The organism is Escherichia sp. E14S1 (assembly GCF_004211995.1).
In the GTDB taxonomy this organism is placed as follows: Bacteria; Pseudomonadota; Gammaproteobacteria; order Enterobacterales; family Enterobacteriaceae; genus Escherichia.
Genome location: NZ_RHJQ01000012.1, coordinates 61,739 through 88,043, shown reverse-complemented (window position 1 = coordinate 88,043; position 26,305 = coordinate 61,739). Strand labels below are relative to the sequence as shown.

Here is a 26,305-nt window from a genome sequence, read left to right as displayed (position 1 = left end):
TTAATGCAAGAATAAAAAACAGAGGATTCGTACGGAATGCGTTTCTGCCTAATTTTAATTACAGCACTGTTTCTGGCCGGGTGTAGCCATCATAAAGCGCCGCCGCCAAACGCCAGGCTTTCTGACTCCATTACTGTCATTGCCGGTTTGAACGATCAACTACAGAGCTGGCATGGTACGCCGTATCGTTATGGCGGCATGACTCGACGTGGAGTGGACTGTTCTGGTTTCGTGGTTGTGACGATGCGTGACCGTTTCGACTTACAGTTGCCACGCGAAACAAAACAACAGGCCGCTATCGGTACCCAAATTGATAAAGAAGAATTGCTGCCAGGCGATCTGGTCTTTTTCAAAACAGGTTCCGGGCAAAATGGTTTACACGTGGGTATTTACGATACCAACAATCAATTCATTCACGCCTCTACCAGCAAGGGGGTGATGCGTTCTTCCCTCGATAATGTCTACTGGCAGAAAAATTTCTGGCAGGCGAGACGAATCTAGTATCTCAATAAATGGACGGTGCTGATACCGCACCGTCTGTTAACTCCTGAATACAGTAGTATTTTGCAGACAAAAATACCGCAAATGGAATATTCGTTTATACTCAGGATAATCTAAAAAAAGGACCCCTGAAAAAGTGGTTAACATGGAACAAATGAAAGTTATTCCCTCTGTATTTGTTATGCCTTATGGCCTCAAACTTTTTATCTGGATGTTGAAAAAAATCCGAAGAGAGGGGCTGTTACCATGAAGGGCCTACTGGAGAATCTTTATCATTCTGATTACTATTTTCTACCGATAAGAGACAGCCAACAAAATCTTGTTGGGGTTGAGTTAATAACCCATTTCTCCAGTGACGACGGTACGGTTCGCATCCCGACGACACGGGTTATTGCACAACTTTCAGAGGAGCAGCATTGGCAATTATTTGCCGAAAAGTTGGAATTACTAAAATCATGCCAACATTTTTTCATTCAACATAAACTCTTTGCCTGGATTAATTTAACGCCACAAGTAGCAAAGTTATTATTAGATAGGGATAATTACGCAAGCAAACTATTAAAAATTCCCTTTGCTGAATTGATGATTAATGAAAATTATCCTCATCTTAATGAGGGAAAAGATAATTATGAACTTTTGCACTTATCGCAAATTTTTCCATTGGTTTTGGGAAATTTGGGTGCGGGCAACAGTACAATGAAGGCTGTTTTTGATGGGCTTTTCACTCGCGTCATGCTGGATAAAGGTTTTATTCAGCAACAAATAGTCCATAAATCTTTCGCGCCTTTTATTCGTGCGCTCCATGCGCAAATTTCACCTTGTTGCAATTGTATTATTGCTGCTGGTATTAATACACCGGAGATGTTGGCGCAGATGGTGCCGTTTGGTTTCCATGCTTTTCAGGGATGCTTGTGGCCCGCAGTTCCCGTAAGCCAGATAACAACGCTGGTCCAGCGATAACCCTCTTGTTTGCTGGTGTTTAAGACGAGAGTAACCGTCTACACTATCAAACAGGAGGATCTATGACCCTGTCTTTTATTACCCGCTGGCGTGATGAATTGCCGGCAACATATACATCGCTTTCCCCTACGCCTTTAAATAATGCCCGGTTGATTTGGTATAACGCCGAACTGGCTAATACGCTGGGTGTTCCATCGTCGCTGTTTGAAAGTGGCGCGGGTGTCTGGGGCGGCGAAACTTTACTGCCAGGCATGTCGCCACTGGCCCAGGTCTACAGTGGCCACCAGTTTGGTGTCTGGGCGGGGCAGCTTGGCGACGGGCGCGGTATTTTACTCGGCGAGCAACAGTTTGCCGACGGCACCACCATGGACTGGCATCTGAAAGGTGCGGGGCTGACGCCTTATTCGCGGATGGGCGACGGACGTGCGGTTTTACGTTCAACAATTCGCGAAAGTCTTGCCAGTGAGGCAATGCATCACCTTGGCATTCCGACGACACGCGCCTTAAGCATTGTTACCAGCGATACGCCGGTTTACCGGGAGACGGTCGAATCAGGAGCGATGCTGATGCGCGTAGCGCAGAGTCATTTGCGATTTGGCCACTTTGAACACTTTTACTATCGTCGGGAACCGGAAAAAGTTCGCCAGCTGGCTGACTTCGCCATTCGCTATTACTGGCCGCATCTTCAGGATGAAGAGGATAAATACCGCCTCTGGTTTACCGATATTGTCGCACGTACGGCTTCGTTAATCGCCAGCTGGCAGACAGTCGGTTTTGCTCACGGGGTGATGAACACGGATAACATGTCGATTCTCGGGCTGACGCTGGATTATGGTCCATTTGCTTTCCTCGATGATTATGAACCGGGCTTTATTTGTAATCACTCTGATCATCAGGGACGTTACAGCTTTGATAATCAACCTGCCGTTGCGTTGTGGAATTTACAGCGTCTGGCGCAGACATTGTCGCCGTTTATCACTGTCGACGCGTTAAACGAGGCACTGGAAAGCTATCAACAGGTTTTGTTGACGCATTATGGAAAACGTATGCGGCAGAAGCTGGGCTTTATGACGGAGCAAAAAGAGGATAATGCGCTACTGAATGAATTGTTCAGTCTGATGGCGCAAGAGCGCAGTGATTATACTCGCACATTCCGCATGTTAAGCCTGACCGAGCAGCACAGTGCGGCTTCACCGCTGCGCGATGAGTTTATTGACCGCGAGGCGTTTGATGACTGGTTTACGCGTTATCGGGCGCGCTTGCAACAAGACGGAGTTGCCGATAGTGAACGTCAGCAACTGATGCAGAGCGTCAATCCTGCGCTGGTATTGCGAAACTGGCTGGCACAACGCGCTATTGAGGCGGCAGAAAAGGGCGATATGACAGAATTACAACGTCTGCATGAAGCGTTGCGAAATCCTTTCAGCGACAGGGATGATGACTATGTCAGTCGTCCACCTGACTGGGGTAAACGGCTGGAAGTCAGCTGCTCGAGTTAAAGGCTACTTGGTCAACAGCAGCTTGCCAGCCTGAGTTTTACGGAGCAGATATTCTTGCCCGTCATGATCGATAATCAGTTTGCCATTAGGACCTAACAGTGTCTGGCTGGTAATTCGCCGAATGGGCTGCGGGGAAGCGGTCTTGTGATTGGCATCCGTTTCAGGCGTGAGTTTTCTGCTATCCGTATAACGCATAAAAATTAATAATAATTGATATAACAATGATTCTTATTATCAATATTATGGCAAACCAGAGCAAGCAGTAATTTGTTGAGAAGACAACAAGTTGCGCAGAAATGCCCATTCCGTCAGGAATGGGCACGCATTCAGAAGCGGGAATCTACCGCAGAGGCGAGTTTTTCGACCAGGCGTTCAGTATCTTCCCAACCTAAACAAGGATCGGTAATCGACTGACCGTAGGTGAGCGGCTGACCGCTGACGATTTTTTGTGTACCTTCGCGCAGGAAACTTTCTGCCATAATTCCGGCAATTGCCGTGGAGCCATTGCGGATTTGCTGGCAAACATCTTCACAGACTTCTAACTGACGGCGGTGCTGCTTCTGGCAGTTACCGTGGCTGAAATCAACCACCAGATGTTCAGGTAAATCAAACTCGTGAAGCGTATCGCAGGCTGCGGCGATATCATCGGCATGGTAGTTCGGTTTTTTGCCGCCACGCATAATAATATGGCCGTATGGGTTGCCGCTGGTCTGATAGATGGTCATCTGACCGTTTTTGTCTGGCGAGAGGAACATATGGCTGGCACGGGCTGCGCGGATAGCATCCATGGCAATCCGCGTGTTGCCATCGGTACCATTTTTAAAACCTACCGGACAGGAGAGCGCTGACGCCATTTCACGGTGGATTTGGCTCTCGGTGGTACGTGCGCCAATTGCGCCCCAGCTAATTAAGTCAGCAATAAACTGACCGGTCACCATATCGAGGAACTCGGTCGCGGTGGGAACGCCCAGTTCATTTACCTGCAACAGCAACTTACGTGCCATTTCAAGGCCGTGATTAACGCGATAGCTGCCGTTTAAATCCGGATCGGAGATGAGTCCTTTCCAGCCAACAACGGTACGCGGTTTTTCAAAATAGGTGCGCATTACAATTTCCAGTCGTGACTGGTACTGGTTGCGCAACGCCTGCAGACGGGTGGCATACTCCATGGCAGCGGTCAGATCGTGGATCGAGCAGGGCCCAATAATGACCAATAGCCGCTTGTCTTCACCGTTCAGTATTTTTTCAATTCTGCGGCGGGAATCAATGACATGGTTGGCGACGCCAGGCGTTACGGGATACCGTAGCGCGAGTTCGGCGGGCGTTACCAGGCTCTCGATACGCGCAGTACGGAGTTCGTCAGTTCTGTTCATTACAAGTCTCAGAAATTTGTTGCTTCAACGGCAGGACTACCGGGAAGTGATGCGCATCACGATAAACCAATCGCAGCTGATTTCAAGTGCGAGGTGTGTCACACCTCGCCGGGTGGTTAGCATGATAACAAAAAAATAGGCTAATGCACTAGTTCTCTAGTACATTCGACGGCTTAGGCCCATGATATCGAGGATCTTGGTGGCAATCTCTTCTACCGAATAATTGGTACTGTTAATCCACGGGATCTGATTTTTACGGTACAACGCTTCCACTTCCGCAACCTCCATCCTGCACTGGCGAAGCGAGGCATAGCGACTGTTCTCCCGACGCTCTTCGCGAATCGCCGCCAGACGCTCAGGGTCGATAGTCAGTCCGAACAATTTATGCTGAAGCGGTTTGAGCGACGCGGGCAGCACCAGATTATCCATGTCATCGGCAATAAAGGGATAGTTTGCCGCGCGGATACCAAACTGCATCGCCAGATACAGGCTGGTGGGGGTTTTACCACAACGAGAAACGCCGAGCAGGATCACCTGAGCCTGGTCCAGATTGCGCAACGAAATGCCGTCGTCATGGGCGAGGGTGTAATCAATCGCCGCAATGCGCGCATCATATTTATTGAGATTATTAGGGTTCAGGCCATGGGTACGATGAGCAATCGGCGTCGGGTCCAGTTTCATCTCTTGTTGTAGCGGGGCAACCAGCGCCTGCACAATATCCTGGCAAAAACCTTCGCTTTGCAAAATGATGGCGCGGATTTCCGGTAGCACAATGGAGTAAAAAACCAGCGGGCGCACACCTGTCTGGTGATAAATTGCGTCAATCTGATCTTTCACCGCCCGAGCACGGCTCTCATTTTCGACAAACGGCAGCGTAATGCTGCTGATAGTAACGGGAAATTGTGACATCACTGCGTGTCCTAATACCTCCGCAGTTATAGCCGTACCATCAGAAATATAAAAAACGTGGCGATCAACAGCATTATCCATTTTGTTCTTCCCGTGATGCAGACATAATTCTATGAAAGCATAAATTAAAAACGTACAGAAGCGTAGAAGGTTATGCCTGGTTTATAAAATGAACCTTCAATTTTATATTTTATGAAAACAGTATTTCATTTTTACGCTTTCGTTTATACCGATGGTTTATGTGGAAATTACTGAAGATAGCGGATTTGCGCAACGCTGGGATCTGTCTTAAAAAGTAAAAAAATATATTTGCTTGAACGATTCACCGTTTTTTTCATCCGGTTAAATATGCAAAGATAAATACGCAGAAATGTGTTTCTCAAACCGTTCATTTATCACAAAAGGATTGTTCGATGTCCAACAATGGCTCGTCACCGCTGGTGCTTTGGTATAACCAACTCGGCATGAATGATGTAGACAGGGTTGGGGGCAAAAATGCCTCCCTGGGTGAAATGATTACTAACCTTTCCGGAATGGGCGTTTCCGTTCCGAATGGTTTCGCCACAACCGCCGACGCGTTTAACCAGTTTCTGGACCAAAGCGGCGTAAACCAGCGCATCTATGAACTGCTGGATAAAACGGATATTGACGATGTTACCCAGCTTGCGAAAGCGGGCGCGCAAATCCGCCAGTGGATTATCGACACTCCCTTCCAGCCTGAGCTGGAAAACGCCATCCGCGAAGCCTATGCACAGCTTTCCGCCGATGACGAAAATGCCTCTTTTGCGGTGCGTTCCTCCGCCACCGCAGAAGATATGCCGGACGCCTCTTTTGCCGGTCAGCAGGAAACCTTCCTCAACGTTCAGGGTTTTGACGCCGTTCTCGTGGCAGTGAAACATGTCTTTGCTTCTCTGTTTAACGATCGCGCCATCTCTTATCGTGTGCATCAGGGTTACGATCACCGTGGCGTGGCACTCTCCGCCGGTGTTCAGCGGATGGTGCGCTCCGACCTCGCATCTTCTGGGGTGATGTTCTCCATTGATACCGAATCCGGCTTTGACCAGGTGGTGTTTATCACTTCCGCATGGGGCCTGGGTGAAATGGTCGTGCAGGGCGCGGTTAACCCGGATGAGTTTTACGTGCATAAACCGACACTGGCAGCGAATCGCCCGGCTATCGTGCGCCGCACCATGGGGTCGAAAAAAATCCGCATGGTCTACGCGCCGACCCAGGAGCACGGCAAGCAGGTTAAAATTGAAGATGTACCGCAGGAACAGCGTGACATCTTCTCGTTGACCAACGAAGAAGTGCAGGAACTGGCAAAACAGGCCGTACAAATTGAGAAACACTACGGTCGCCCGATGGATATTGAGTGGGCGAAAGATGGCCACACCGGTAAATTGTTTATCGTGCAGGCGCGTCCAGAAACTGTACGTTCTCGCGGTCAGGTGATGGAACGTTATACGTTGCATTCACAGGGCAAGATTATCGCCGAAGGCCGCGCTATCGGTCATCGCATCGGCGCGGGTCCGGTGAAAGTCATTCATGACATCAGCGAAATGAACCGCATCGAACCTGGCGACGTGCTGGTTACTGACATGACCGACCCGGACTGGGAACCGATCATGAAGAAAGCGTCTGCCATCGTCACCAACCGTGGCGGTCGTACCTGTCACGCGGCAATTATCGCTCGTGAACTGGGTATTCCGGCGGTAGTGGGCTGCGGTGATGCGACCGAACGGATGAAAGACGGTGAGAACGTCACCGTTTCTTGTGCCGAAGGCGATACCGGTTACGTCTATGCGGAGTTGCTTGAATTCAGTGTGAAAAGCTCCAGCGTGGAAACCATGCCGGACCTGCCACTGAAAGTGATGATGAACGTCGGTAACCCTGACCGTGCGTTTGACTTTGCCTGCCTGCCGAACGAAGGCGTGGGCCTTGCGCGTCTGGAATTTATCATCAACCGCATGATTGGCGTTCACCCCCGCGCACTGCTTGAGTTTGATGACCAGGAACCACAGTTACAAAATGAAATTCGCGAGATGATGAAAGGCTTCGATTCTCCGCGCGAATTTTACGTTGGCCGTCTGACCGAAGGGATCGCGACGCTGGGTGCCGCGTTTTATCCGAAACGCGTGATTGTCCGTCTTTCTGATTTTAAATCCAATGAATACGCCAATCTGGTGGGTGGTGAGCGTTACGAGCCGCATGAGGAGAACCCGATGCTGGGCTTCCGTGGCGCGGGCCGCTACGTTTCTGACAGCTTCCGCGACTGCTTCGCACTGGAGTGTGAAGCGGTGAAACGTGTGCGCAACGACATGGGACTGACCAACGTAGAGATCATGATCCCGTTCGTGCGTACCGTAGACCAGGCGAAAGCAGTGGTTGAAGAACTGGCGCGTCAGGGGCTGAAACGTGGCGAGAACGGGCTGAAAATCATCATGATGTGCGAAATTCCGTCCAACGCCTTGCTGGCTGAACAGTTCCTCGAATATTTCGACGGTTTCTCTATCGGCTCAAACGACATGACACAGCTGGCGCTCGGTCTGGACCGCGACTCCGGCGTGGTGTCTGAACTGTTCGATGAGCGCAACGACGCCGTGAAAGCACTGCTGTCGATGGCGATCCGTGCTGCGAAGAAACAGGGCAAATATGTCGGCATTTGCGGTCAGGGACCGTCTGACCACGAAGACTTTGCTGCATGGCTGATGGAAGAGGGGATCGATAGCCTGTCTCTGAACCCGGACACCGTGGTGCAAACCTGGTTAAGCCTGGCTGAACTGAAGAAATAAAATAAATACCCGGCGGCGTTTTGTCTCCGGGTCCATTTCTATATCCCCACCTTTTATCAACCTACTTCGGGCAAACGCGCTCGTGCAATATAAAAAGCTTCCGGGCATCATCTGAATAATTGGCTGGTGTTCTTTCTGATTTTAATTCGTTTGCGATCCTCTCCACAGAATAATTCTCGATACTGTTTTTTCTCAAAGCCGAATGTGACCACTCGTCAATTTCCTTAAGCATATGCGTAATTTTTTCGTCCAGAGTTCGTTGGATTGCACGAAGTCACTGGCGAGTCCCGTTTTTATACTGTCTTCAACCACAGCATAAAAAGGGATATGGATATGAAAAATTACCGCACCGTTATTCAGACATAAGCGCAGATTATGTAATTCAGAGAATTTATTCGAACTAAAACCGATTTTCTGATTTGTCTGGCTGTACAGAAAACAGGATAAATTCCCTCCGCGAGCGGAGGGAAACAGCTACAGGGATTGCATATGAGTTGCTATTTGAAAGTCCTGATTTGTGCGATTGTCGCACTCGCTATATGGTTTTCCCCCGTCCCTGACGGATTAACACCCTTAACCTGGCACATTCTGGCCATATTCATCACCACTGTGGTGGCGTTTATTCTGCAACCGTTGCCGGTAGGCGCTATCGCGTTAATAGCCATCAGTTTTATTATGCTGACCGGCATGATGAAAACCAGCGAAGCCTTAAAAGGTTTCAGCAGCACCACGGTATGGCTTATTGTCGCCGCATTCCTGTACGCGAAAGGATTCATCAAAACGGGGTTGGGGCGGCGTATCGCCTATTTGCTGATTCGCGGATTTGGCGGCAGCTCGTTACGTCTGGGTTATACATTGGCGCTAAGCGATATGATTATCGCGCCCGCAACGCCATCAAACACAGCGCGAGCAGGGGGAATTTTGTTCCCGATTGTTCGCAGTGTCTCTAACAGCTTTGGATCTGAACCGGATCAAGGGCCGCGTAAAATTGGCGCTTATCTGATGCAGACGGTGTTCCATTCCAACTGTCTCTCATCCTCGATGTTTATGACGGCCAGCGCGCCAAATGCACTCATTGTATCTCTGGCGGCCAGCACCTTATTTGTCGATATCTCATGGGGGATGTGGACGCTAAGCGCACTGGTGCCGGGCATTATCGCTTTTATCACTATGCCGTTGGTCATTTACAAACTCTACCCGCCAGAGATCAAAAAGACGCCAGAAGCCAAAGCGTTGGCACAGGAAGAACTTATCAAAATGGGGCCGGTAACCCGAGATGAGCGCGTGACGATTGGCATTTTCCTGCTTTCATTATTGGCCTGGAGTACATCGAAATGGACTGGTCTGGATGCGACCGCTGTCGCGCTTTCCGGCGTCTGTTTAATGTTGATGACCCGGATTATCACCTGGCAGGATGTGCAGTCAGAGAAGGGGGCCTGGGACATTCTGGTCTGGCTGGGCGTCATGATTTGTATGGCAGATAAGCTCAATCAGCTTGGCCTGTTCAAATGGTTCGCCGTCACAACCTCGGCTCTGTTCACCGGCATTCCCTGGGAAATAACACTGACGGTTTTGCTGATAGTTTACTGCTATTCCCACTATTTCTTTGCCGGAAGTACGCCGCATGTAGTGGCGATGTATGCCGCTTTTGGCAGCGTCTCGGTTGCTGCAGGCGCGCCGCCGATGATGGCTGCTCTGTCACTGGCGTTCGTCACTAACCTGATGAGCGGCATTTCGCATTATGGCAACGGACCCGCAGTCATCTATTACGGCGCTGGCTATGTCTCGCAACGAGAATGGTGGCGGCTGGGCTTTATCGTCATGTTGTTGAACATTGTCATCTGGTTCGGACTGGGGGCGGTGTGGTGGAAAATTCTTGGCCTATGGTAAGTGGCCTGCGGCAAACATCAATCAAGGAATAGTGTATGAACTTAAAAGATATTCAGGTGGCGATCGTCGGCAAATTAAGCGACCGCTTAATGGCTAAAGTTGAATCTACCTTCACCGCATATCGCCTGTGGGAACTGACCGACGCAGACGCTTTTTACACGCAGATCGCGCCGGATATTAAGGCGCTGGTGACCAGTGGTAATCCGGTAATGGGAGCTTCTCGGGCGCTAATTGAAAAATTTCCGAATCTGAAGATTATTGCCAGCAATGGTGTGGGCTATGACCCTATTGATATCGTGGCAGCCAGGGAGCATGGCGTTATCGTCACCAACACCCCTGGCGTGCTTAATGACTGTGTTGCAGACATTGGCATGGCGTTGTTACTCAATGTTGCCCGACGTATTAACATTGCCGATCGTTATGTTCGTGACGGTCGTTGGCCAAACGAAGGGCGTTTCCCGATGGCGACGAAAGTGAGTGGTAAACGTTGCGGAATTGTTGGTCTGGGGAACATTGGTAATGCTGTAGCCCGCCGTGCAGCAGCATTTGAAATGGAAATTCACTATTTCGACCCAAAACCGCATAACAAACCTGAATGGACGGCGCATGATTCGCTGGTTTCTCTGGCGCAAGCGGTGGACTTCCTCGTTCTGACGCTGCCAGGCGGGGTAAGTACACGCGGCGTTATCGACAAAACTGTGCTGCAGGCTCTGGGGAAAACCGGACATTTGATCAGTATTTCCCGGGGATCAGTGGTGAACGAAACCGATCTGATTGATGCTCTGCAAAATAACATCATTGCTGGTGCGGCACTGGACGTTTATGCCAACGAACCACATGTGCCAGAACAATTAATGTCGCTGGATAACGTTGTCCTGACGCCACATATCGCCAGTGGTACGAGCGAAACGTTTAATGCAATGGCAGATTTGGTTTTTGATAACTTACAGGCTTTCTTTAGCGGACAGCCAGTTATTACCCCTGTTACTCAATAAGGCGGAAAATATGATTTATGGTGATATCGCGTATCTTAGTGAACAACAAAAGCGGACATTTCATCCTGTCATCGCTCGTGTCATTGAGTATCTTTCACAACATGATCTGAATAGTGTTCCTGTGGGGGAGAAGGTTTTTATTCAGGATGACTCAATTTTTTATACCGTGGTTGAACCGATGACTAAACCACTACATGAATGCCGACCAGAAGTTCATCGTAAATATCTTGATGTCCATTTCTTAATTGCCGGAGAAGAGCGGATTTGTGTGGATTTTGATGATGGAGAAAACTCGGTTGTAGAAAGCCACCTGGGCGACCGTGACGTTATTTTTTATGCTGATGAACGTATTAATGATCGGATAATCACGTTGACACCAGGACAGTTTGTGGTGGTCTTCCCGGAAGAGGTACATCGGGCATGTTATAAAGTCGATAACGTGGAGAAAATCAAAAAAACAGTCGTGAAAATCGACATGAGTTTATTATAGGCGGAGCTGGCTATGACAAAAATTGCCCTGGTGACAGGGGGAAGTAAAGGTATCGGCTACGCGGCAGCAAAGGCACTCTATGACATTGGATATACTGTTATTGTTGCCGCGCGTAACGAAGAAACCTTACAGCAATGTGCACAAGGTTTAGCCAAGGAACGCTTTATTCCTCTGGTTGCTGATGTCACGGATGAGTCCGCTGTCGTTGCACTATTTGCCGAGATTAAGGCTCGTTTTGGTCGACTGGATCTCTTGTTCAATAATGCGGGCAATAATAGTCCGGCAAAAAGTATTGAAGAGGTTGAGTTTACTGAGTGGACTCGCGTGTTTAACGCCAATATTCACTCGACATTTTTGTGTTCGAAAGAAGCGATTAAAATCATGAAAGCGCAGCAGCCAATGGGAGGACGCATTATTAACAATGCGTCGATTTCCGCACTGACACCGCGCCTTTATACTGCGGCATACACGGCGTCGAAACATGCTGTTACCGGGTTGACCAAGGCCATTTCCCTGGATTGTCGCAAATTTAATATCGCTTGCGGGCAAATTAATATCGGCAATGCGGAAACGACATTATCGAATCGGATGCGTAAGGGCGTTTATCAGGCAGATGGCGCTATTAAAGCGGAAGATATGATGAATGTTGCTGATGTTGCAGCAGCCATTCAGATGATGGCCCAGTTGCCAGTAACCACGAATGTGCTGGAAATAACGATTATGGCAAATAATATGCCATATGTCGGACGTGGTTAATCGGGATTTAATAAAGCACCTTGCGTATAAGGTGCTTTATTATTTATGAATTATGCCTCAACGCATGTTTGTTCCAGCCGTTGAAGAATATCTTTGCGTAACAAAAATTTTTGTATTTTACCGGAGGCCGTGCGCGGCAGTTTTTCGATCACCACGATATGTTCAGGGTATTTATATTTCGCGACCCGTTTACGGCTAAAAAATGCCACTACATCTTCCAGCGATAATGAATGATGCGGCGCTTTCAGCACGACATAAGCGCATGAACGTTCACCTAAACGTTCATCGGGCATCGCAACCACACAGGCATCGTGAATTTTAGGATGCTGCAATAGAATATCTTCCACCTCACGGCTGCTAATATTTTCGCCGCCGCGAACAATAATATCTTTCTTGCGTCCGGTAATTTTTATATAGCCAGCTTCATCCATGCGGCAGAGATCGCCACTGTAATACCAGCCTTCTTCATCCAGCGCACGAGCGGTTAATTCAGGTTCATCAAAATAACCCATAAACACATTAGGGCCACGCGAAGCCTCTTCACCTTCGCAACCTGGCGGTAAGGTCTTGCGTGCATCATCGACCACTTTAATTTCCACCCCAGCGGCAGCGTAACCATCGGTGTGCATAAAGCGCGACAAAGGATCGTCGAGATTCACCACTGCATGTGGCGAGCTTTCCGTGGAACCATAAACGCTTAATAATTTAATGCCGCGTTGCTGGCATTCACGCGCCACTTTTTTGGGGATCGTGGTGCCGCCGCAAAGAAAGAAACGCAGCGCTGAAAGGTCGGCAGGCTGTTTCTCAAGTAGATTCAAAAGGTCATAAACAAACGGCGTTGCGCCGAGCATACAGGTACAACGTTGTTGCTCAAGCAGCGAGAGACAGGCTTCCGGGGTAAAAATATCTAACAACACGCTGCGGGCGCCAATCAAAAACGGCGCTGTTACACCATGCAGAAACCCCGTCGCGTGACCGAGTGGTGCAGGCATCATAAAGACATCCAGCCAGGTCAGATTCAGCCGCGCGCAATAAGCCCGCTCGCTGGCGAGAATATTATTATGCGTTAGCATCACGCCCTTTGGCATGCCCTCAGTTCCGGAGGTAAATAGCACCGCCGCTAATTCATCGCCGTGGACCGATGTTGCGACGGCCAGCGGGGGATTGTCGGCAATAATCTGACTTAACGAGAGAGACGAGGTGGCGGGGGCCAGCTTATCCACGCCGACGATCTGTTGTAGTTGTGGAAGCTGATTTTGCAGTGGCAGGATTAAATCTACCGGACGCGTTTGTTTAAACAATGTCGGTGCAAAAAACATTTTTGCCTGACACTTATTGAGCACCCACACCAGTTCAGCTTCTCGCCAGGAAGGCAACAACGGCACGGAAACTGCACCGATTTTCAGGCAGGCAAGATAGATAACGGTAAATTCACACCAGCCAGGCAATTGAAAAGCGATACGATCGCCCGATTCAATACCGTTAGCCAGTAACCAGCTTGCCAGACAGTTCGCAGCGTGATCGAGTGCGCTATAGGTGTACGATTCGCCATGATTATCGACAACGGCTATTTTGTCTGGCATCGCGCATGCAGTCTGCCGCCAGTAGTCGGCCAGCGAAGCATCGCCCCACAATCCTTGTTGTCGATAGGCTGCACGACGCTGCGCGTTAAACGTTAATGTCACTTTCATTTTGAACTCTCGAAACAGAACGTCAGGCCCGAGGTGCGGGCCTGTGGGAAGCGTAATTAGCCGTAACGGAAATCAATACCGAAGGTGCCTGCGGGGTATTGCCATTGTTCGAGAATAGTGTTGCCACACAGCACCCGGCAGGTGCCGCACTCCAGACAACCGGCGGAATCAAAATGAATGTTTCCCGCGTCATCCTGCTTATACAGTCCGGCAGGGCAGGCTTTCATTAATTTTTGAAATTCATTGATGTCGGGATTTGCCGCCAGAATGATATGTGGGTGGCCCTCATCAACATGGAATTTGTTGACGCCTAATTTGACGTCAACGTTGACCGTAGCGTTCTGGCTCATAGCGCGGTTGCTCCCTTAATGCCATCTTTCAGCAGATTAATCAGCCCGATTTTCTTCGCATGTCCGAGAATCATTTTTCGTACCGGCTGGTTTGGTTTGCCGTCAATAGTGAACATATCGTTCATGATATCGGCGACCATGCGCGGATACTGACTAAACAGGCGCGGGTTTTCCATCAGCGCTGGGATCTTGCGAAAATGCTGCATATCGCGCATAACACAGCTTTGTTCCAGCTCGCGTTTGTATTGCGCCAGACTAGTGGCAGAAAAATCCGCGCGTTCTTTGGCGGCAATCACCGTTGTGGCAGCCGCCTGGGCCGATGCGATGGCTAAATCCATTCCGCGAACCGTAAAGCCCAGATTGAGGCAGAAGCCTGCGGCGTCACCGACGATCATCACACCATCGTTAACCAGTTGCGGCACCATTGCCAGACCGCCTTCCGGCACCATATGCGCGGAATATTCAAGCAGTTTGCCACCGCTAATCAGTGGGCGAATGGCGGGGTGCTGTTTAAAATCCTCCAGCATTTGCGGCACGCTTTTTTGCGCATGGGCGATATCACCCAATCCACAAACCAGACCCAACGATACGGAATCGTGATTGGTGTAGATGAATCCGCCGCCCATCAGACCGTCAGAAGGGGAACCGGCAAACAGCCAGGCGGCACCTTCATCGTCAGTGACGTTAAAGCGATCGTTGATTTGCTCCGGCGTGAGGCCAATGACTTCTTTAACGCCAACAGCGTAATGATGCGGATCGGAGGCGGGAACCATTCCCTGCGAACGACCAAGCATTGAATTAACGCCATCAGCCAGAATCACCACATTGGCTTCGAGAATATCATCCCCGGCCTGGACGCCAGTGACCTTGTTACCTTCACGAACCAGCGCATCGACGCGAACGCCCGGGATAAACTGCGCACCCGCCTGTTCGGCTTGTTCCATCAACCACGGGTCGAGACGATTGCGCAATACGGTATAAGAAGCGTGTTGCGGAACATCTGGCTGCTCGCGGTGAAAATCGAGGGTAACGGCGCTCTCTTCGGTTAAGAAGGAGATTTTCTCGCGTGTGACTTTGCGTTCTACCGGCGCTGATGCAGCAAAGCCTGGAATGATCGCTTCAAGCGTGTGGGCATAAAGACGCCCGCCGGTCATATTTTTGCATCCGGCACTGTCGCCGCGTTCTATCACCAGGACATCCAGTCCGGCTCGTGCCATGACCAGTGCGGCAACGCTACCGGCAACGCCCGCACCGACCACAATGGCATCAAATTTGTCATCCGACATGCGTTATGCTCCCTTCCCGCTGCGTTTACAGCGGGAGATGTAGTTGAAAGGGAATTAGCGACTCAACTGGCTAATCAGGGCAGGGACGACTTTGTAGATATCGCCCACCAGACCGTAGTCGGCATAGTTGAAGATTGGCGCATTTTTATCTTTATTGATGGCGACAATCACTTTTGCGCCATTGCCGCCAACCATATGTTGGATCTGCCCGGAGATCCCCAGCGTCAGGTAGAGGTCGGATTTCAGCAACACGCCGGAGACACCGATATAACGTTCACGCTCCATCCAGTTCTCGCCTTCGGCAATCGGGCGTGAACAACCGACTTCAGCATTGAGTGCCGCTGCCAGTTCGTGGACCATTTTCAGGTCATCCTGTGCTGCCAGACCACGACCGACGCCGACCACGCGTTTTGCTTTGCTCAGGTCCACGCTGCTTGCCGCTTTCGCACGGCGTTCGCGACTAAGAATTTCATGACGCGGAGCAACGTAAGGCACAGTTTCAATCGGACACTGATGCGAGGCGTCACTGGTGCAAGGTTCCTGAACACCGGGCGCAAGGGTAATGATCGCCAGCGGGCTATTGATCTTTTCCTGGGCGAACGCGAGCCCGCCATACATACGGTGCTCGGCGCAAACGTGACCATCGACCACATCAACCGCAGTGGCATCGTTCACCAGCGCCGCATTCAGTTGCACACTTAACCGTGCAGCCAGCGCTTTACCGCGTTTTGTCGCGGCCAGCAGCAACATAGAGGGGTGTTTATCTTTCAGCAGGACAGCAATGCTTTCAGCGTAATTTTCAGTGCGTTGCAGAGCATCGTTTTGCTCAAGAACATAAATACATTTTGGACCATAAGGCATAACGGCCTGTGCCTGGTCGGTATTTTGTACAATGGCATACACCTGTTGGCCCCATTGCTGCGCGCCGCCAAACAGTTCGGCATAACGTTCAGGATTATCGCTAAAGACCCAGACGTTGTTTAATTGACTCATCGTTTCTTCTCCGTAGGCTTTAGTTCAGGGCTTTCTTCAGATGTTCCGCCAGCTCGGCAATGGCTTCCGGCGAATCGTTATCGAGAATGATGTGTTTGCGTTCTGTTTGCGGCGGTACGCGAACGCCGATCAGTTCAGCAAGCGGCGTGGCCTGGCTCCAGCCGATATCACTCGCCTGCCACTGATGTACCGTTTTTTTGCCCGCGCCGAGAATGGCTTTCATCGATGGAATGCGTGGCACGTTAATATCTGACGTGACGCACAGCACGGCTGGAACAGAGAGTTCGATCACTTCAACTTCATCTTCAAGCGTGCGTTCAATCCCCAGTGTATTGCCCTGACGCTGAATAGCACTCACAGCATTAATCACCGGAAGTTGCAGAATTTCTCCGACCAGCAAGCCAACCTGCTGGGCATAAAGATCGCCGGAACCTTCACCAAAGATCAGTAAATCGAAGCCGATTTTTTCAACTGCTGCCGCCAGCGCCTTTGCGGTATCGAGAGGCAGTGCATGCTCAAGCTGGGCATCCTGCACCATGTACAGACAGTGCGGTCCGCGGGATAACACGTCTTTACGCACTTTTGAGTTCTGCAACAATGAACCGCCAACGGTCAGCGCGGCTATCTCATCATCATCCGTTGCAAGCTGGCTTGCGGCTTCAATGGCATTGAGATCGAACTGGCTAATTTTGGCGTCGGCATTGTCGAAATTGAGGGTGTACTCGGGAGTGACAACAATGTCCTGTTCTTCAGGCACCAGCTTAAAGCAGGTTATTATTTTCATGATTTCTCCTGTGGGTCGCATACGGAACCATCTCCGATGGAAGGTAAAAATGGCCTGAAAATAGTGTGCGATAGCAGGGCGGGGTTTTCGACGGAGCAATCTGTTTTCCTTGCAAACAATCTTGCAAAAAAAATGAGATCGTTAAAACAAAAGCACAATAAGTGGCAATATTATGCCATCGTTTACGTACTATCTTGCATTCAATGTAAATAATCTTGTTTAGCTCTCGCTAAATGCGGTTGTATAACCGCAATACACGCCGTATTTTATCCGGCATATATTGTTTTTGCTTGCTCATGGAATAGGGAGGTTGTCATGTATCAACGCTGTTTTGATAATGCCAGCGAAACGCTGTTTGTCGCCGGTAAAACGCCACGACTTTCGCGCTTTGCGTTTAGTGACGATCCTAAATGGGAGTCGGGACATCACGTTCATGACAATGAAACCGAGCTGATTTATGTTAAGAAAGGGGTGGCAAGGTTTACCATTGATTCTTCGCTCTATGTGGCACATGCCGATGACATTGTGGTGATAGAGCGTGGCAGACTGCACGCGGTGGCCTCAGATGCTAACGACCCGGCAACGACTTGTACCTGTGCGCTTTACGGTTTTCAGTTTCAGGGCGCAGAAGAAAATCAGTTACTGCAACCGCATTCTTGTCCGGTAATTGCCGCAGGGCAGGGAAAAGAGGTCATCAAAACGCTTTTTAATGAATTAAGTGTGATTTTACCGCAAAGTAAAAATGGCAACACATCTTCAGTGTGGGATGCATTTTCCTATACGTTAGCGATTCTCTATTACGAAAACTTTAAAAATGCCTATCGTTCGGAGCAGGGATATATTAAAAAAGATGTCCTGATAAAAGATATTCTCTTTTATCTTAATAATAATTACCGCGAAAAAATCACTTTAGAACAGTTATCGAAAAAATTTCGTGCCAGCGTCAGTTATATTTGTCATGAATTTACTAAAGAGTATCGAATTTCTCCCATTAACTACGTCATTCAACGGCGTATGACGGAAGCGAAATGGTTGCTGACCAATACCGATTTGTCGCAGGCAGAAATCTCCTGGCGCGTGGGTTATGAAAATGTCGATCATTTTGCCAAACTGTTTTTGCGCCATGTTGGCTGTTCTCCCAGTGATTACCGCAAACAATTTAAAAATTGTTTTGCTGAACAAGAAATCTTATCTGAATTTTCTGAACCTGTAAGTCTTGCCGGATAAATCTGACGGCGCAGTTTTTGTCAGAAGCTGCGCCGCCTGAAGATTATTTATTCTGGTAATCTTTCAGGATCTGCCGACCTGCGACGTAAATCATAATCTCGTCAGTACCACCGCCAATCCGTTCACAGCGGACATCACGCCAGAAGCGGGAGACGCGTGCCTCATCGGTGTAGCCCAACCCGCCCATGATTTGAATTGCATCATCAATGACTTCCATTGCAGTGCGTGCGCAGTACAGTTTTGCCAGCGCCGCGCTGGTGCGCAGTGACTGATGCTGATCGGCTTGCCATGCCACTTTCAACACCATGTTGCGCATGTTGTCGATCTTAATCGCCATCAGCGCCAGTTTTTCCTGGATCATCTGGTTATGACCAATTGGCTTACCAAAAGCGATACGCTGGTTGGCATAGCGGGCGGCATCTTCGAATGCGCATTCGGCAAAGCCAGTGCTGCGCGCGGCGTTGATCAGGCGCTCCATCTCAAAGTTGTACATCACATTGAGGAAACCCATTCCTTCTTCGCCTACCATGTCGCTCTCTTCAACTTCCACGTTGTCGAGATAAACTTCGCAGGTGCTAAGCATATGCCAGCCGATTTTATGCAGCGGATTGATCTTAATGCCGGGCTTACTGGACTCAACCCACCACAGGGTGAAGGCTTTTTTCGGATCTTTCGGTTCTGGATCGCGCGCCAACACCAGCATATACGGGTACTCTTTCGCACCGGTGATGAAGGTTTTCTGTCCGTTGATGTAAACCTTGCCATTTTTACGCGTGTAAGTGGTGGTGGCGCTGTTGTTATCTGAGCCAGCGCCTGGTTCCGTCAACGCCAGGGCATAGGCAGGGTCGCCGGTTTCCAGGGTACTTTCTGCCGTTTTACGTAGCTGCTCCTCAGAACCAAAACGGCGCATGCTGTGAATACACTGACCGTTGGTAATCAAAAACGCCGGAGCACCGCATTTTGACACTTCCATCAGCGCCAGCATCTGGGTGACGTAATCCGCAGGGATGCCGCCGAACTCTTCCGGTACGCCAAGCATAGAAATGCCGTTATCTGCCAGCGCCCGCATAAACTCACGCGGATATGTACCGTTTTGATCGCAGGTGCGGAAATACTCTTCCGGAAAGTTAGTCGTAATCAGTTCGCGAATACTGGCCAGCAGCAGTTCTTGTTCTTCAGTTAAAGAAAAATCCATCGTGATACTCCTGTTAATGAGCCGCTTCAGGTAGGACAAAACCCATCGCCGCATCGATAAATAATCTTTCGTCCATCATTCTCAGTTCTGGTGAAATAGCTGGGGTGAAATCCATTTTGTCGAGAATATCTTTTTGCAAATCGACGCCAGGGGCAATTTCGATTAAATGCAAACCGTCTTCTTTCAGGGTGAATACAGCGCGTTCGGTGATGTAACGAACATCCAGTCCCCGTTCGAGCGCGATTTTTCCGCTAAAAGTAATTTCCGGAAGTTCACGGATAAATTTATTTACCCGTCCTTCCTGGACGATATTTAATTTACCATCGGTAATTTCTGTTTTTAAACTGCCCGCAGTTAACGTGCCGCAGAAAATGATTTTCTTCGAGGTGGCACTGATATCAATAAATCCACCTGTACCCATGATTTTGCCATTGAATTTATGCACCCCGACGTTACCGTGCTGGTCGACTTCGGCAAAACTCAAATAACAGACATCCAGACCACCGCCGTGGTAAAAATCGAACTGGGAAGTCATATCCAGAATGGCGCGGGTATTCACGTTCGCGCCAAAGGCGATACCTTGCGAAGTAATACCGCCAATTGGGCCTGTTTCCACCGTCAGAATAAAGTCATCAGCACAACCTTCTTCCCGGGCGACCAGACCAATACCGTCGGCAATACCGACACCGACATTACCCACTGCACCTTTGCGCATTTCAAACAATGCGCGCCGCGCGACTAATTTACGCTGATTAAGAGGCAAGCTAAGTTGGGTACTGTCATCCAGGGTGAAGTCACCAGAAATAAAACGATTAACTGGCGCACCGCCATACAGTTGGGTTTGGTCCGGATCGACCACCACAATATCCACCAGATAACCTGGAATACGGACAGCTTTAGGATGCAGCGTGGCTTTCTTAACCATCTTCTGCACCTGCATCATCACGATACCGCCGTTATTGTGCACCGCCTGGGCAATAACCAATGCGTCGAGATACATCACTTCATCTTCAAAGGTTGCGTAGCCTTCGCTGTCGCAGGTTGTAGCGCGAATAAAAGCAATATCTGGCGCGATCGCTTTGTAATAGAGATATTCTTTATTATCAAACTCGACCAGTTTAATCAGATCTTCTTTAGTCACTTCATTCAGTTTGCCGCCTTGTTGGCGAGGGTCGACAAACGTTCCGATACCAATATCGCTAATAATTCCTGGCTGGTGGGCAGCAGCAGCGCGCAATGTTTGAGTGAGCACACCTTGTGGATAGTTATAGGCAACAATTTTATTTTGTTCTGCGAGTTCAGAAATACGCGGTGATTGTCCCCAATGGCCGCATAAGGCCCATTTCACCAGACCTTCTTGCGCCAGCGGACTAATACCACGATCGGCGCGATCGCCAAGCCCTGTTGGACTAATAATCGCTAAATTACGCGGTGTCTGGGTTTGTTTATATTTGTCAGCAAGAGCGGTAATTAATGTGGTGGCTTCCAGAATACCACCACCTGCACCTAATACACAAAGTGTTGCTTCGTCGGGAATATAACTTACCGCTTCCTGTGCCGACAGGACCGGCACTCGTCCATTAATACGAGGTGGTTTTACAGGTTTCATTATTTTTTCCTGATTCAGGTGTGGATTTCTCTGCGCAAGCATTAAAAATAGCGCACAGATACCCACAGAATATTTTTATCAAATACTCTTTAAAAATATTTTTTTAATACGGCGGGGAAGGTTACTCCCGCCGGTACGTTATTTATTACGCCTGGTGCAAAATAGTTAATACTGTGCGCAAATCATTCACCGATATTTGCCCAGGCGCAGAGGCTTTTTTTACTGCACCAAACGTTGCGGCTGAACCAAATACTTCACCAGCCAAACGGGAAATTACGCCAGTTTTTGCCATCGACATCGTGATGATTGGACGATCGGCATACTGCTCCTGCATCTCCAGGGTAGCGGCAAGCAACGTCAGGACATCACTGGTGCTTTGCGGCATCAACGCAATTTTAGGAATATCAGCGTCGAAGGACTGCATTTTACGCAAACGGGCAATAATCTCTTCGGCTTCCGGCGTTTTGTGGAAGTCATGGTTGGACATGACAACCTTCACATCATGCGCATGTGCATAGGCGACGGTTTCTTTAACCTGATCGTCGCCGGTAAATAACTCCAGATCGATCATATCGACCAGACCGCTGTCGATGGCTGCGCGATTGAGTGCAATATAAGCCTCAGTAGAAATTGCCTGCTCGCCGCCTTCTTTAGCGCTACGGAAGGTAAACAGCAGCGGTTTTTCTGGCATTACCTCACGGAGGATTTTTGCCGCGGTCATGACAGACTCCACGCTGGAGAGGTCGGCAAAGTGGTCCACACGCCATTCCAGAATATCAAAGTCCGCTTCACGATAGGCGAGAGCTTCGGATTTCACGCTGGCGATATCTTTCGCCATCAGCGAGACGATGATTTTTGGTGCGCCCGTACCAATGACGAGATCTTTTACAGTTACGGTTTTCATTTTTTACCCTTTCTGCACGCGGTCAGCCTGTCAGGCGCCGAACCCCATGACCTGTTTAACGTATTCCAGAGGGAAATCTTTGCCAGTCCATAACGTGAACTGTTCAGCCCCTTGCCACAACAACATGCCGTATCCATCAATCGTTTTGCAACCTGCTTGTTGCGCCTGCTGCAATAACTTCGTCATATGCGGGTTATACACGCATTCAGTGACCAGCAGTCCTGGATGTAACAAACTGATATCGTTAACTAATGATTCATTTTCAAGAGGCTTCATACCCACTTTTGTGCCGTTGGTTAAAATGTCGGCGGAAGCCAGGGCTTCAGCAAAGGCTTGCTGATCGGCGAGATCGGTCACGGTGACGACACAATCGGTGTTTTCGTTGACCCGTTGTGCGAAGGCGAGGGCTTTATCGAAGAATTCATCCCGACGGTTGAAGATTTTAATCTCTTTTAAACCTTCAATCGCGCCTTGCGCGCCAATCGCCGTTGAGGCACCACCGGCACCTAGCAGCACCATCGTTTTGCCTTTGATATCAAAACCGCTCTCTTTAATGGCGCGAATATGGCCCGTGCCGTCGGTGTTATAGCCGCGCAGGTAGCCGTCATCATTGACGATGGTATTGATAGCGCCAACCAGTTTGGCCGCTGGTGTTAATTCATCAACATATTCACACGCCAGTTGTTTGTTAGGCATCGACACACCGGTTCCGCGCATTTTTAAGGCTTTTAAGCCTTCAATTGCTCCGGCAAAGCTATCGTTATCCACTTCAAAGGCCATATAGGTAAATGGCAATCCCGCTTTTTCTAAGGCTTTGTTTTGCATTTCAGGCGATAAACTGTGGCGGATAGGATAGGCCATCAGGCCAATCAATTCGTATTTAGCGGTAACATCCATAATTAACTCCTCTAATTTCTTTGCTTAATTGTGTTTAACCGGGGTGCTAAGATTGCGTTCGCCAAACCGGACATCATTTTCAGGAATAATGAAAACGCGGTAATAGCGGATGAAAACAATAATTGCGGTAATCAGGGCCAGAAGCGCGAAAGTAAAATCGAGAACGATGATGTATTGCAGGCCGATATTCGACAGATAACCGGTAATCAACGGAATAACAAAGTTGGCCAGACCACCCATCATCATATAAATACTGGTGACTTTGGCTTTGCTTTTTGGAAAAAACTCGGACATGACTGAAACACCAAGCTGTAAAATACCGCCAGCAGCAGAGAAACCGATGACAAAAGCCCCGGCATTACAGACTAGTGGAGAAGGGTACAGGTAAATGATAGCGGCGGTTACCGTTGCCAGTGCTGAGTTAAACACGTTAGCCCAGATGGGACGCACCATTTTTTTCAATAGTGCGGCAAAAATAAAGACACAGACCAGCGAACCCATACTGTAATAAGAGATGGTTTTTAATGCCTCAGCTTCCGACATACCGGCAAACGCCATCGCATATTTGGGCATCCACACGACAATTACATAAAAGGTCGAGAATGCGGCAACACCGAACAACACCGATGAAACACCTTCCAGCCAGACTAACGGCTTACTGTTCATTTGCGGTAGTTCACCAGCTACGCTGGCATCCACCAACTGGCCTGGGAATTTACTTTTCAATAGCATCAGCGTGATCAGCACAAATACGATGCCTGGGATAATCAGCCCATAACCGTACCAGATGTTATTCAACAGCATATAACTCACCAGCATCGGATAGAGCATTTGCCCGAACGATATCATCGCCTTAACCAATATTACGGCTGAACCCGAGGCTTTCGGGAAGCATTCCATCAACGCCGGATATCCACCGGTATCCAGGGCTGAGTTGGCGATACCAACGCACACTGCCAGACCGTAAGCGAGAGCTAAACTTGGGCAGGCCGGAATACCAAAGAAAAACAGCATATACATGGCAACGGCCATGAATATTACTGCTCGTCGACCAAATTTATCGGAGATTACACCGAAGAATAAAATACTTATCAGACGGCCCAGACCGATACCAGAAATTAAATAGGCGATACCGGCGTTATCGGTAGAAAACTTTTCTGCCAGAGATGACATGTTTTGTGCAAGCGTAATAACACTAATGCCATGTAGGAAATAGCTGAAGTATACACAAAGGACAGCCAGGATAAATGGCGTGCTGAAAGCCTTATTTTGAGACATTTTCACAGCTCCTTGCTGAAAGATAATTTTGTTACCGTCCGTGTTGTATTTCGACGGTTTTCATAATCACTATACTGAAGATGATTTTCTCTGGGTACATGGCATAAAGTTTATGTTTCCAGGAATATTGCATGTAATAGTTTGTTTTTGATCGCGATTTTCCTTAATTAGCGCAGGAAGAATAATTTATCCGTAATATCTTGCATGACCTTATAAGAATATTGCATTACGCACCAGTAGCGACATTTTCCGTTAATGATGGATGTTGTGCTTCTTTTCGACTGCGTACGCCAATAAACAGCGCCAGTAAAAAGCCGATAGCAGCGATGGCGGTATCGAACCACATAATATCGGCAATACTTCTTTGCGAAAGATGAGCCGTAATCAACGGAATGGTAAATGTTGCAATGCTGCCCGCACTGTAATAGATCCCCGTTGCTTTTCCTTTGGCATGGGGAAAACGTTCCGCCATTAACGTCAGGCCAATTTGTACAACACCACCTGCGGAGGTAAAACCGATGACGAAAGCAAATATTATCACCACATAAAATGTGGGATGCAGGCAGACGGTGAGCAGGGCGATAAATGAGATAAAAGTGTACAGCATCAACAATGTTGTTGAACGAACCGCTTTGCTAATGAGTGGCGCGGTGATAAATACACAAAGTAGCGACCCTACAGTGTAGATACTGAGTAATTTGATCGACATGGTGTAAGACATACCGGCGACAAATTGTCCGTATTGTGCCAGCCACTGACTTACCAGATAAAAGGTTGCCATTGAGATATAGCCATATAAGGTATAGCTGGCTAAATCGATAATTGAGCAACGATGCTTCGCGGCGGTGGTGGGTTTCTTTACTTCAGGTAAGCGACGTCCCGGATGTGGTGGAAAGGTACAGCGATATAAAAACAGACCGTTAACGATCATAATTGCTGCGGCAATCATAAAAGACCAACCGAACCACAGTTCAGCCCACACTAACAGGCTGATAATTAGCGGCAATAAAAATTGTCCGCTGGAGACAAAGGCTTTAATTAAAATATTGGCTGTGCCAGGCGAGCGAGGAAAAGCTTCCATCAGGCTGGGGTAGGTGCCTGCATCAAGAAAACTATTTGCCATACCGGCGAGAAAACCAAATACATACGCGATGATAATGTTATTTGCATGCAGAATGCCGAAAAAGAACATCAGATAGCAGCATATCCCCATGATGATAAAAGGACGTCGGCCAAAACGATCGGATAGTAATCCTGCAAAAAATAAGACACTTAATCGACCAATGCCTAATGATGAGATGACAATTGAGACGCCCGCAGCATTGGTCTGCCAGAGCGTCTCCAGCGAGGCCATATTTAAAGTCATCAAAATGACACCCATACCATGCACCAGGTAATTGAGATACAACCCAAGCGCGGTAGGGAGGTAGGGATTTTTCATAAGATCTACTTAGCAATATTGCTTAAAAAGTTGCTGTTGTTATGTCAGCATCCGTTTATTATTTTTGTCATGACGTCCGTTGTATCCCGTTAAAATATCAACACAGGCGTTCCAGATCGTGCGCATATAATTCAGCTGCGACAGACTGGTAAATCTTCCAGTCAATAAAATTACCTTCAGGGTAGATATGTTGAAATGCGATTAAATTGGGGAAAAAACGCATGGTGTTGTTGCCGATGCGGTTGTTTATTTTTTCTATGATGGCGTGAAGATGCCTTTTTCTTTGCTGGCGCATTGCCAGAAGTTTTTCAACTATCTCGTCAGGAATATCCGTTTTGCCTTTCTCCCATTGTTGCCAGCTTTCACTGTCGCCCGTCAGGGCAATCCAGGTCGCGCATTCATCAATGGTCATAGCAAAAATATGGCGTAGTGCCTGGAGTTCATAAGCGTTCATCGTGTAATGGCTGCATGAATAAAAGAATAAA

General features: G+C 48.7%; 23 protein-coding genes and 1 pseudogene. 9 read left to right on the top strand and 15 right to left on the bottom strand.

Annotated elements, in window-relative coordinates:
* Window positions 1-36 precede the first annotated feature (36 nt).
* The 3 genes from D9734_RS14105 (at window position 37) to selO (ending at window position 2,960) form a co-directional block, all read left to right on the top strand.
* Window positions 37-501 (top strand): NlpC/P60 family protein, encoded by a 465-nt coding sequence (locus D9734_RS14105; RefSeq protein WP_130208276.1) that lies wholly within the window; start codon window positions 37-39, stop codon window positions 499-501.
* A 246-nt stretch (window positions 502-747) separates the two neighbouring features.
* A complete protein-coding gene (locus tag D9734_RS14100; RefSeq protein WP_130208274.1) occupies window positions 748-1,461 on the top strand; it encodes an EAL domain-containing protein in 714 nt (237 codons plus the stop codon).
* 62 nt (window positions 1,462-1,523) lie between these two features.
* Window positions 1,524-2,960: a protein adenylyltransferase SelO gene (gene selO, locus D9734_RS14095; protein ID WP_130208272.1), complete on the top strand. Its 1,437-nt coding sequence runs from the start codon at window positions 1,524-1,526 to the stop codon at window positions 2,958-2,960.
* A gap of 3 nt (window positions 2,961-2,963) precedes the next feature.
* Here the strand turns inward: selO and hemP are convergent, their stop codons facing one another.
* The 3 genes from hemP to ppsR form a co-directional block, all read right to left on the bottom strand.
* Window positions 2,964-3,155, bottom strand: coding sequence for a hemin uptake protein HemP (gene hemP / locus D9734_RS14090; protein ID WP_130208717.1), 192 nt, complete (start codon window positions 3,153-3,155; stop codon window positions 2,964-2,966).
* Between the two features lie 131 nt (window positions 3,156-3,286).
* Window positions 3,287-4,333 carry a 3-deoxy-7-phosphoheptulonate synthase AroH gene (gene aroH / locus D9734_RS14085; protein WP_130208270.1) on the bottom strand — a complete coding sequence of 349 codons (1,047 nt, stop codon included), beginning with the start codon at window positions 4,331-4,333 and terminating at the stop codon, window positions 3,287-3,289.
* Window positions 4,334-4,489: 156 nt separating this feature from the next.
* Complete coding sequence (gene ppsR, locus D9734_RS14080) at window positions 4,490-5,323, bottom strand: posphoenolpyruvate synthetase regulatory kinase/phosphorylase PpsR (RefSeq protein ID WP_000368046.1); 834 nt, start codon at window positions 5,321-5,323, stop codon at window positions 4,490-4,492.
* A 332-nt stretch (window positions 5,324-5,655) separates the two neighbouring features.
* Here ppsR and ppsA point away from each other — a divergent pair, with 332 nt between their 5' ends.
* From ppsA to D9734_RS14055, 5 genes are all read left to right on the top strand, one after another.
* Window positions 5,656-8,034, top strand: a complete 2,379-nt coding sequence (gene ppsA, locus D9734_RS14075) for a phosphoenolpyruvate synthase (protein WP_130208268.1) — start codon at window positions 5,656-5,658, stop codon at window positions 8,032-8,034.
* A gap of 489 nt (window positions 8,035-8,523) precedes the next feature.
* On the top strand, window positions 8,524-9,924 hold the full coding sequence (locus D9734_RS14070) for an anion permease (protein ID WP_001278076.1): 1,401 nt from the start codon (window positions 8,524-8,526) through the stop codon (window positions 9,922-9,924).
* A gap of 35 nt (window positions 9,925-9,959) precedes the next feature.
* A complete protein-coding gene (locus D9734_RS14065; RefSeq protein WP_130208266.1) occupies window positions 9,960-10,919 on the top strand; it encodes a 2-hydroxyacid dehydrogenase in 960 nt (319 codons plus the stop codon).
* 10 nt (window positions 10,920-10,929) lie between these two features.
* A complete protein-coding gene (locus D9734_RS14060; RefSeq protein WP_130208264.1) occupies window positions 10,930-11,409 on the top strand; it encodes a YhcH/YjgK/YiaL family protein in 480 nt (159 codons plus the stop codon).
* Window positions 11,410-11,421: 12 nt separating this feature from the next.
* Window positions 11,422-12,165, top strand: coding sequence for an SDR family oxidoreductase (locus tag D9734_RS14055; protein ID WP_130208262.1), 744 nt, complete (start codon window positions 11,422-11,424; stop codon window positions 12,163-12,165).
* Between the two features lie 50 nt (window positions 12,166-12,215).
* Here the strand turns inward: D9734_RS14055 and fadK are convergent, their stop codons facing one another.
* Genes fadK through D9734_RS14030 form a run of 5 tightly spaced genes read right to left on the bottom strand, consistent with a single transcriptional unit; the run spans window position 12,216 to window position 17,269 of the window.
* Complete coding sequence (fadK, locus tag D9734_RS14050; protein ID WP_130208260.1) at window positions 12,216-13,856, bottom strand: medium-chain fatty-acid--CoA ligase; 1,641 nt, start codon at window positions 13,854-13,856, stop codon at window positions 12,216-12,218.
* Window positions 13,857-13,912: 56 nt separating this feature from the next.
* On the bottom strand, window positions 13,913-14,206 hold the full coding sequence (locus D9734_RS14045) for a ferredoxin family protein (RefSeq protein WP_000081086.1): 294 nt from the start codon (window positions 14,204-14,206) through the stop codon (window positions 13,913-13,915).
* The gene (locus D9734_RS14040; protein WP_130208258.1) at window positions 14,203-15,492 is read right to left on the bottom strand and encodes an FAD-dependent oxidoreductase; all 1,290 of its coding nucleotides are present in this window, start codon (window positions 15,490-15,492) and stop codon (window positions 14,203-14,205) included. Before D9734_RS14040 ends, D9734_RS14045 begins: the two co-directional genes overlap by 4 nt.
* A gap of 54 nt (window positions 15,493-15,546) precedes the next feature.
* Complete coding sequence (locus D9734_RS14035) at window positions 15,547-16,485, bottom strand: electron transfer flavoprotein subunit alpha (RefSeq protein ID WP_130208256.1); 939 nt, start codon at window positions 16,483-16,485, stop codon at window positions 15,547-15,549.
* A 19-nt stretch (window positions 16,486-16,504) separates the two neighbouring features.
* Complete coding sequence (locus D9734_RS14030; RefSeq protein WP_130208254.1) at window positions 16,505-17,269, bottom strand: electron transfer flavoprotein; 765 nt, start codon at window positions 17,267-17,269, stop codon at window positions 16,505-16,507.
* A 315-nt stretch (window positions 17,270-17,584) separates the two neighbouring features.
* Here D9734_RS14030 and D9734_RS14025 point away from each other — a divergent pair, with 315 nt between their 5' ends.
* On the top strand, window positions 17,585-18,496 hold the full coding sequence (locus D9734_RS14025) for an AraC family transcriptional regulator (protein ID WP_130208252.1): 912 nt from the start codon (window positions 17,585-17,587) through the stop codon (window positions 18,494-18,496).
* Window positions 18,497-18,539: 43 nt separating this feature from the next.
* On the opposite strand, the gene D9734_RS14020 is transcribed toward D9734_RS14025, so the two are convergent.
* The 7 genes and pseudogenes from D9734_RS14020 to D9734_RS13990 form a co-directional block, all read right to left on the bottom strand.
* Entirely contained in the window at window positions 18,540-19,691 is a 1,152-nt protein-coding gene (locus tag D9734_RS14020) for an acyl-CoA dehydrogenase (protein ID WP_000347861.1), read from the bottom strand.
* 13 nt (window positions 19,692-19,704) lie between these two features.
* Complete coding sequence (locus D9734_RS14015; RefSeq protein WP_130208250.1) at window positions 19,705-21,300, bottom strand: acyl CoA:acetate/3-ketoacid CoA transferase; 1,596 nt, start codon at window positions 21,298-21,300, stop codon at window positions 19,705-19,707.
* A gap of 145 nt (window positions 21,301-21,445) precedes the next feature.
* Window positions 21,446-22,204 (bottom strand): type I 3-dehydroquinate dehydratase, encoded by a 759-nt coding sequence (aroD, locus tag D9734_RS14010; RefSeq protein ID WP_130208248.1) that lies wholly within the window; start codon window positions 22,202-22,204, stop codon window positions 21,446-21,448.
* A gap of 30 nt (window positions 22,205-22,234) precedes the next feature.
* Complete coding sequence (gene ydiB / locus D9734_RS14005) at window positions 22,235-23,101, bottom strand: quinate/shikimate dehydrogenase (protein ID WP_130208246.1); 867 nt, start codon at window positions 23,099-23,101, stop codon at window positions 22,235-22,237.
* A gap of 11 nt (window positions 23,102-23,112) precedes the next feature.
* Window positions 23,113-24,379: pseudogene (locus D9734_RS14000) on the bottom strand (MFS transporter).
* A 226-nt stretch (window positions 24,380-24,605) separates the two neighbouring features.
* Window positions 24,606-25,820 (bottom strand): MFS transporter, encoded by a 1,215-nt coding sequence (locus D9734_RS13995; protein ID WP_130208242.1) that lies wholly within the window; start codon window positions 25,818-25,820, stop codon window positions 24,606-24,608.
* 97 nt (window positions 25,821-25,917) lie between these two features.
* Window positions 25,918-26,274, bottom strand: coding sequence for a YdiL family protein (locus D9734_RS13990; protein ID WP_130208240.1), 357 nt, complete (start codon window positions 26,272-26,274; stop codon window positions 25,918-25,920).
* Window positions 26,275-26,305: the final 31 nt, after the last annotated feature.

Excerpts from the sequence above, each read along its gene's own strand:
- D9734_RS14065 (WP_130208266.1), top strand. The coding sequence starts at position 9,960 with ATGAACTTAAAAGATATTCAGGTGGCGATCGTCGGCAAATTAAGCGAC.
- D9734_RS14055 (WP_130208262.1), top strand. The coding sequence starts at position 11,422 with ATGACAAAAATTGCCCTGGTGACAGGGGGAAGTAAAGGTATCGGCTAC.
- D9734_RS14020 (WP_000347861.1), bottom strand. The coding sequence starts at position 19,691 with ATGGATTTTTCTTTAACTGAAGAACAAGAACTGCTGCTGGCCAGTATT.
- ppsA (WP_130208268.1), top strand. The coding sequence starts at position 5,656 with ATGTCCAACAATGGCTCGTCACCGCTGGTGCTTTGGTATAACCAACTC.
- aroH (WP_130208270.1), bottom strand. The coding sequence starts at position 4,333 with ATGAACAGAACTGACGAACTCCGTACTGCGCGTATCGAGAGCCTGGTA.
- D9734_RS14105 (WP_130208276.1), top strand. The coding sequence starts at position 37 with ATGCGTTTCTGCCTAATTTTAATTACAGCACTGTTTCTGGCCGGGTGT.
- ppsR (WP_000368046.1), bottom strand. The coding sequence starts at position 5,323 with ATGGATAATGCTGTTGATCGCCACGTTTTTTATATTTCTGATGGTACG.
- aroD (WP_130208248.1), bottom strand. The coding sequence starts at position 22,204 with ATGAAAACCGTAACTGTAAAAGATCTCGTCATTGGTACGGGCGCACCA.
- D9734_RS14060 (WP_130208264.1), top strand. The coding sequence starts at position 10,930 with ATGATTTATGGTGATATCGCGTATCTTAGTGAACAACAAAAGCGGACA.
- hemP (WP_130208717.1), bottom strand. The coding sequence starts at position 3,155 with ATGCGTTATACGGATAGCAGAAAACTCACGCCTGAAACGGATGCCAAT.
- ydiB (WP_130208246.1), bottom strand. The coding sequence starts at position 23,101 with ATGGATGTTACCGCTAAATACGAATTGATTGGCCTGATGGCCTATCCT.
- D9734_RS14100 (WP_130208274.1), top strand. The coding sequence starts at position 748 with ATGAAGGGCCTACTGGAGAATCTTTATCATTCTGATTACTATTTTCTA.
- selO (WP_130208272.1), top strand. The coding sequence starts at position 1,524 with ATGACCCTGTCTTTTATTACCCGCTGGCGTGATGAATTGCCGGCAACA.
- fadK (WP_130208260.1), bottom strand. The coding sequence starts at position 13,856 with ATGAAAGTGACATTAACGTTTAACGCGCAGCGTCGTGCAGCCTATCGA.
- D9734_RS13990 (WP_130208240.1), bottom strand. The coding sequence starts at position 26,274 with ATGAACGCTTATGAACTCCAGGCACTACGCCATATTTTTGCTATGACC.
- D9734_RS13995 (WP_130208242.1), bottom strand. The coding sequence starts at position 25,820 with ATGAAAAATCCCTACCTCCCTACCGCGCTTGGGTTGTATCTCAATTAC.
- D9734_RS14045 (WP_000081086.1), bottom strand. The coding sequence starts at position 14,206 with ATGAGCCAGAACGCTACGGTCAACGTTGACGTCAAATTAGGCGTCAAC.
- D9734_RS14015 (WP_130208250.1), bottom strand. The coding sequence starts at position 21,300 with ATGAAACCTGTAAAACCACCTCGTATTAATGGACGAGTGCCGGTCCTG.
- D9734_RS14035 (WP_130208256.1), bottom strand. The coding sequence starts at position 16,485 with ATGAGTCAATTAAACAACGTCTGGGTCTTTAGCGATAATCCTGAACGT.
- D9734_RS14040 (WP_130208258.1), bottom strand. The coding sequence starts at position 15,492 with ATGTCGGATGACAAATTTGATGCCATTGTGGTCGGTGCGGGCGTTGCC.
- D9734_RS14025 (WP_130208252.1), top strand. The coding sequence starts at position 17,585 with ATGTATCAACGCTGTTTTGATAATGCCAGCGAAACGCTGTTTGTCGCC.
- D9734_RS14070 (WP_001278076.1), top strand. The coding sequence starts at position 8,524 with ATGAGTTGCTATTTGAAAGTCCTGATTTGTGCGATTGTCGCACTCGCT.
- D9734_RS14030 (WP_130208254.1), bottom strand. The coding sequence starts at position 17,269 with ATGAAAATAATAACCTGCTTTAAGCTGGTGCCTGAAGAACAGGACATT.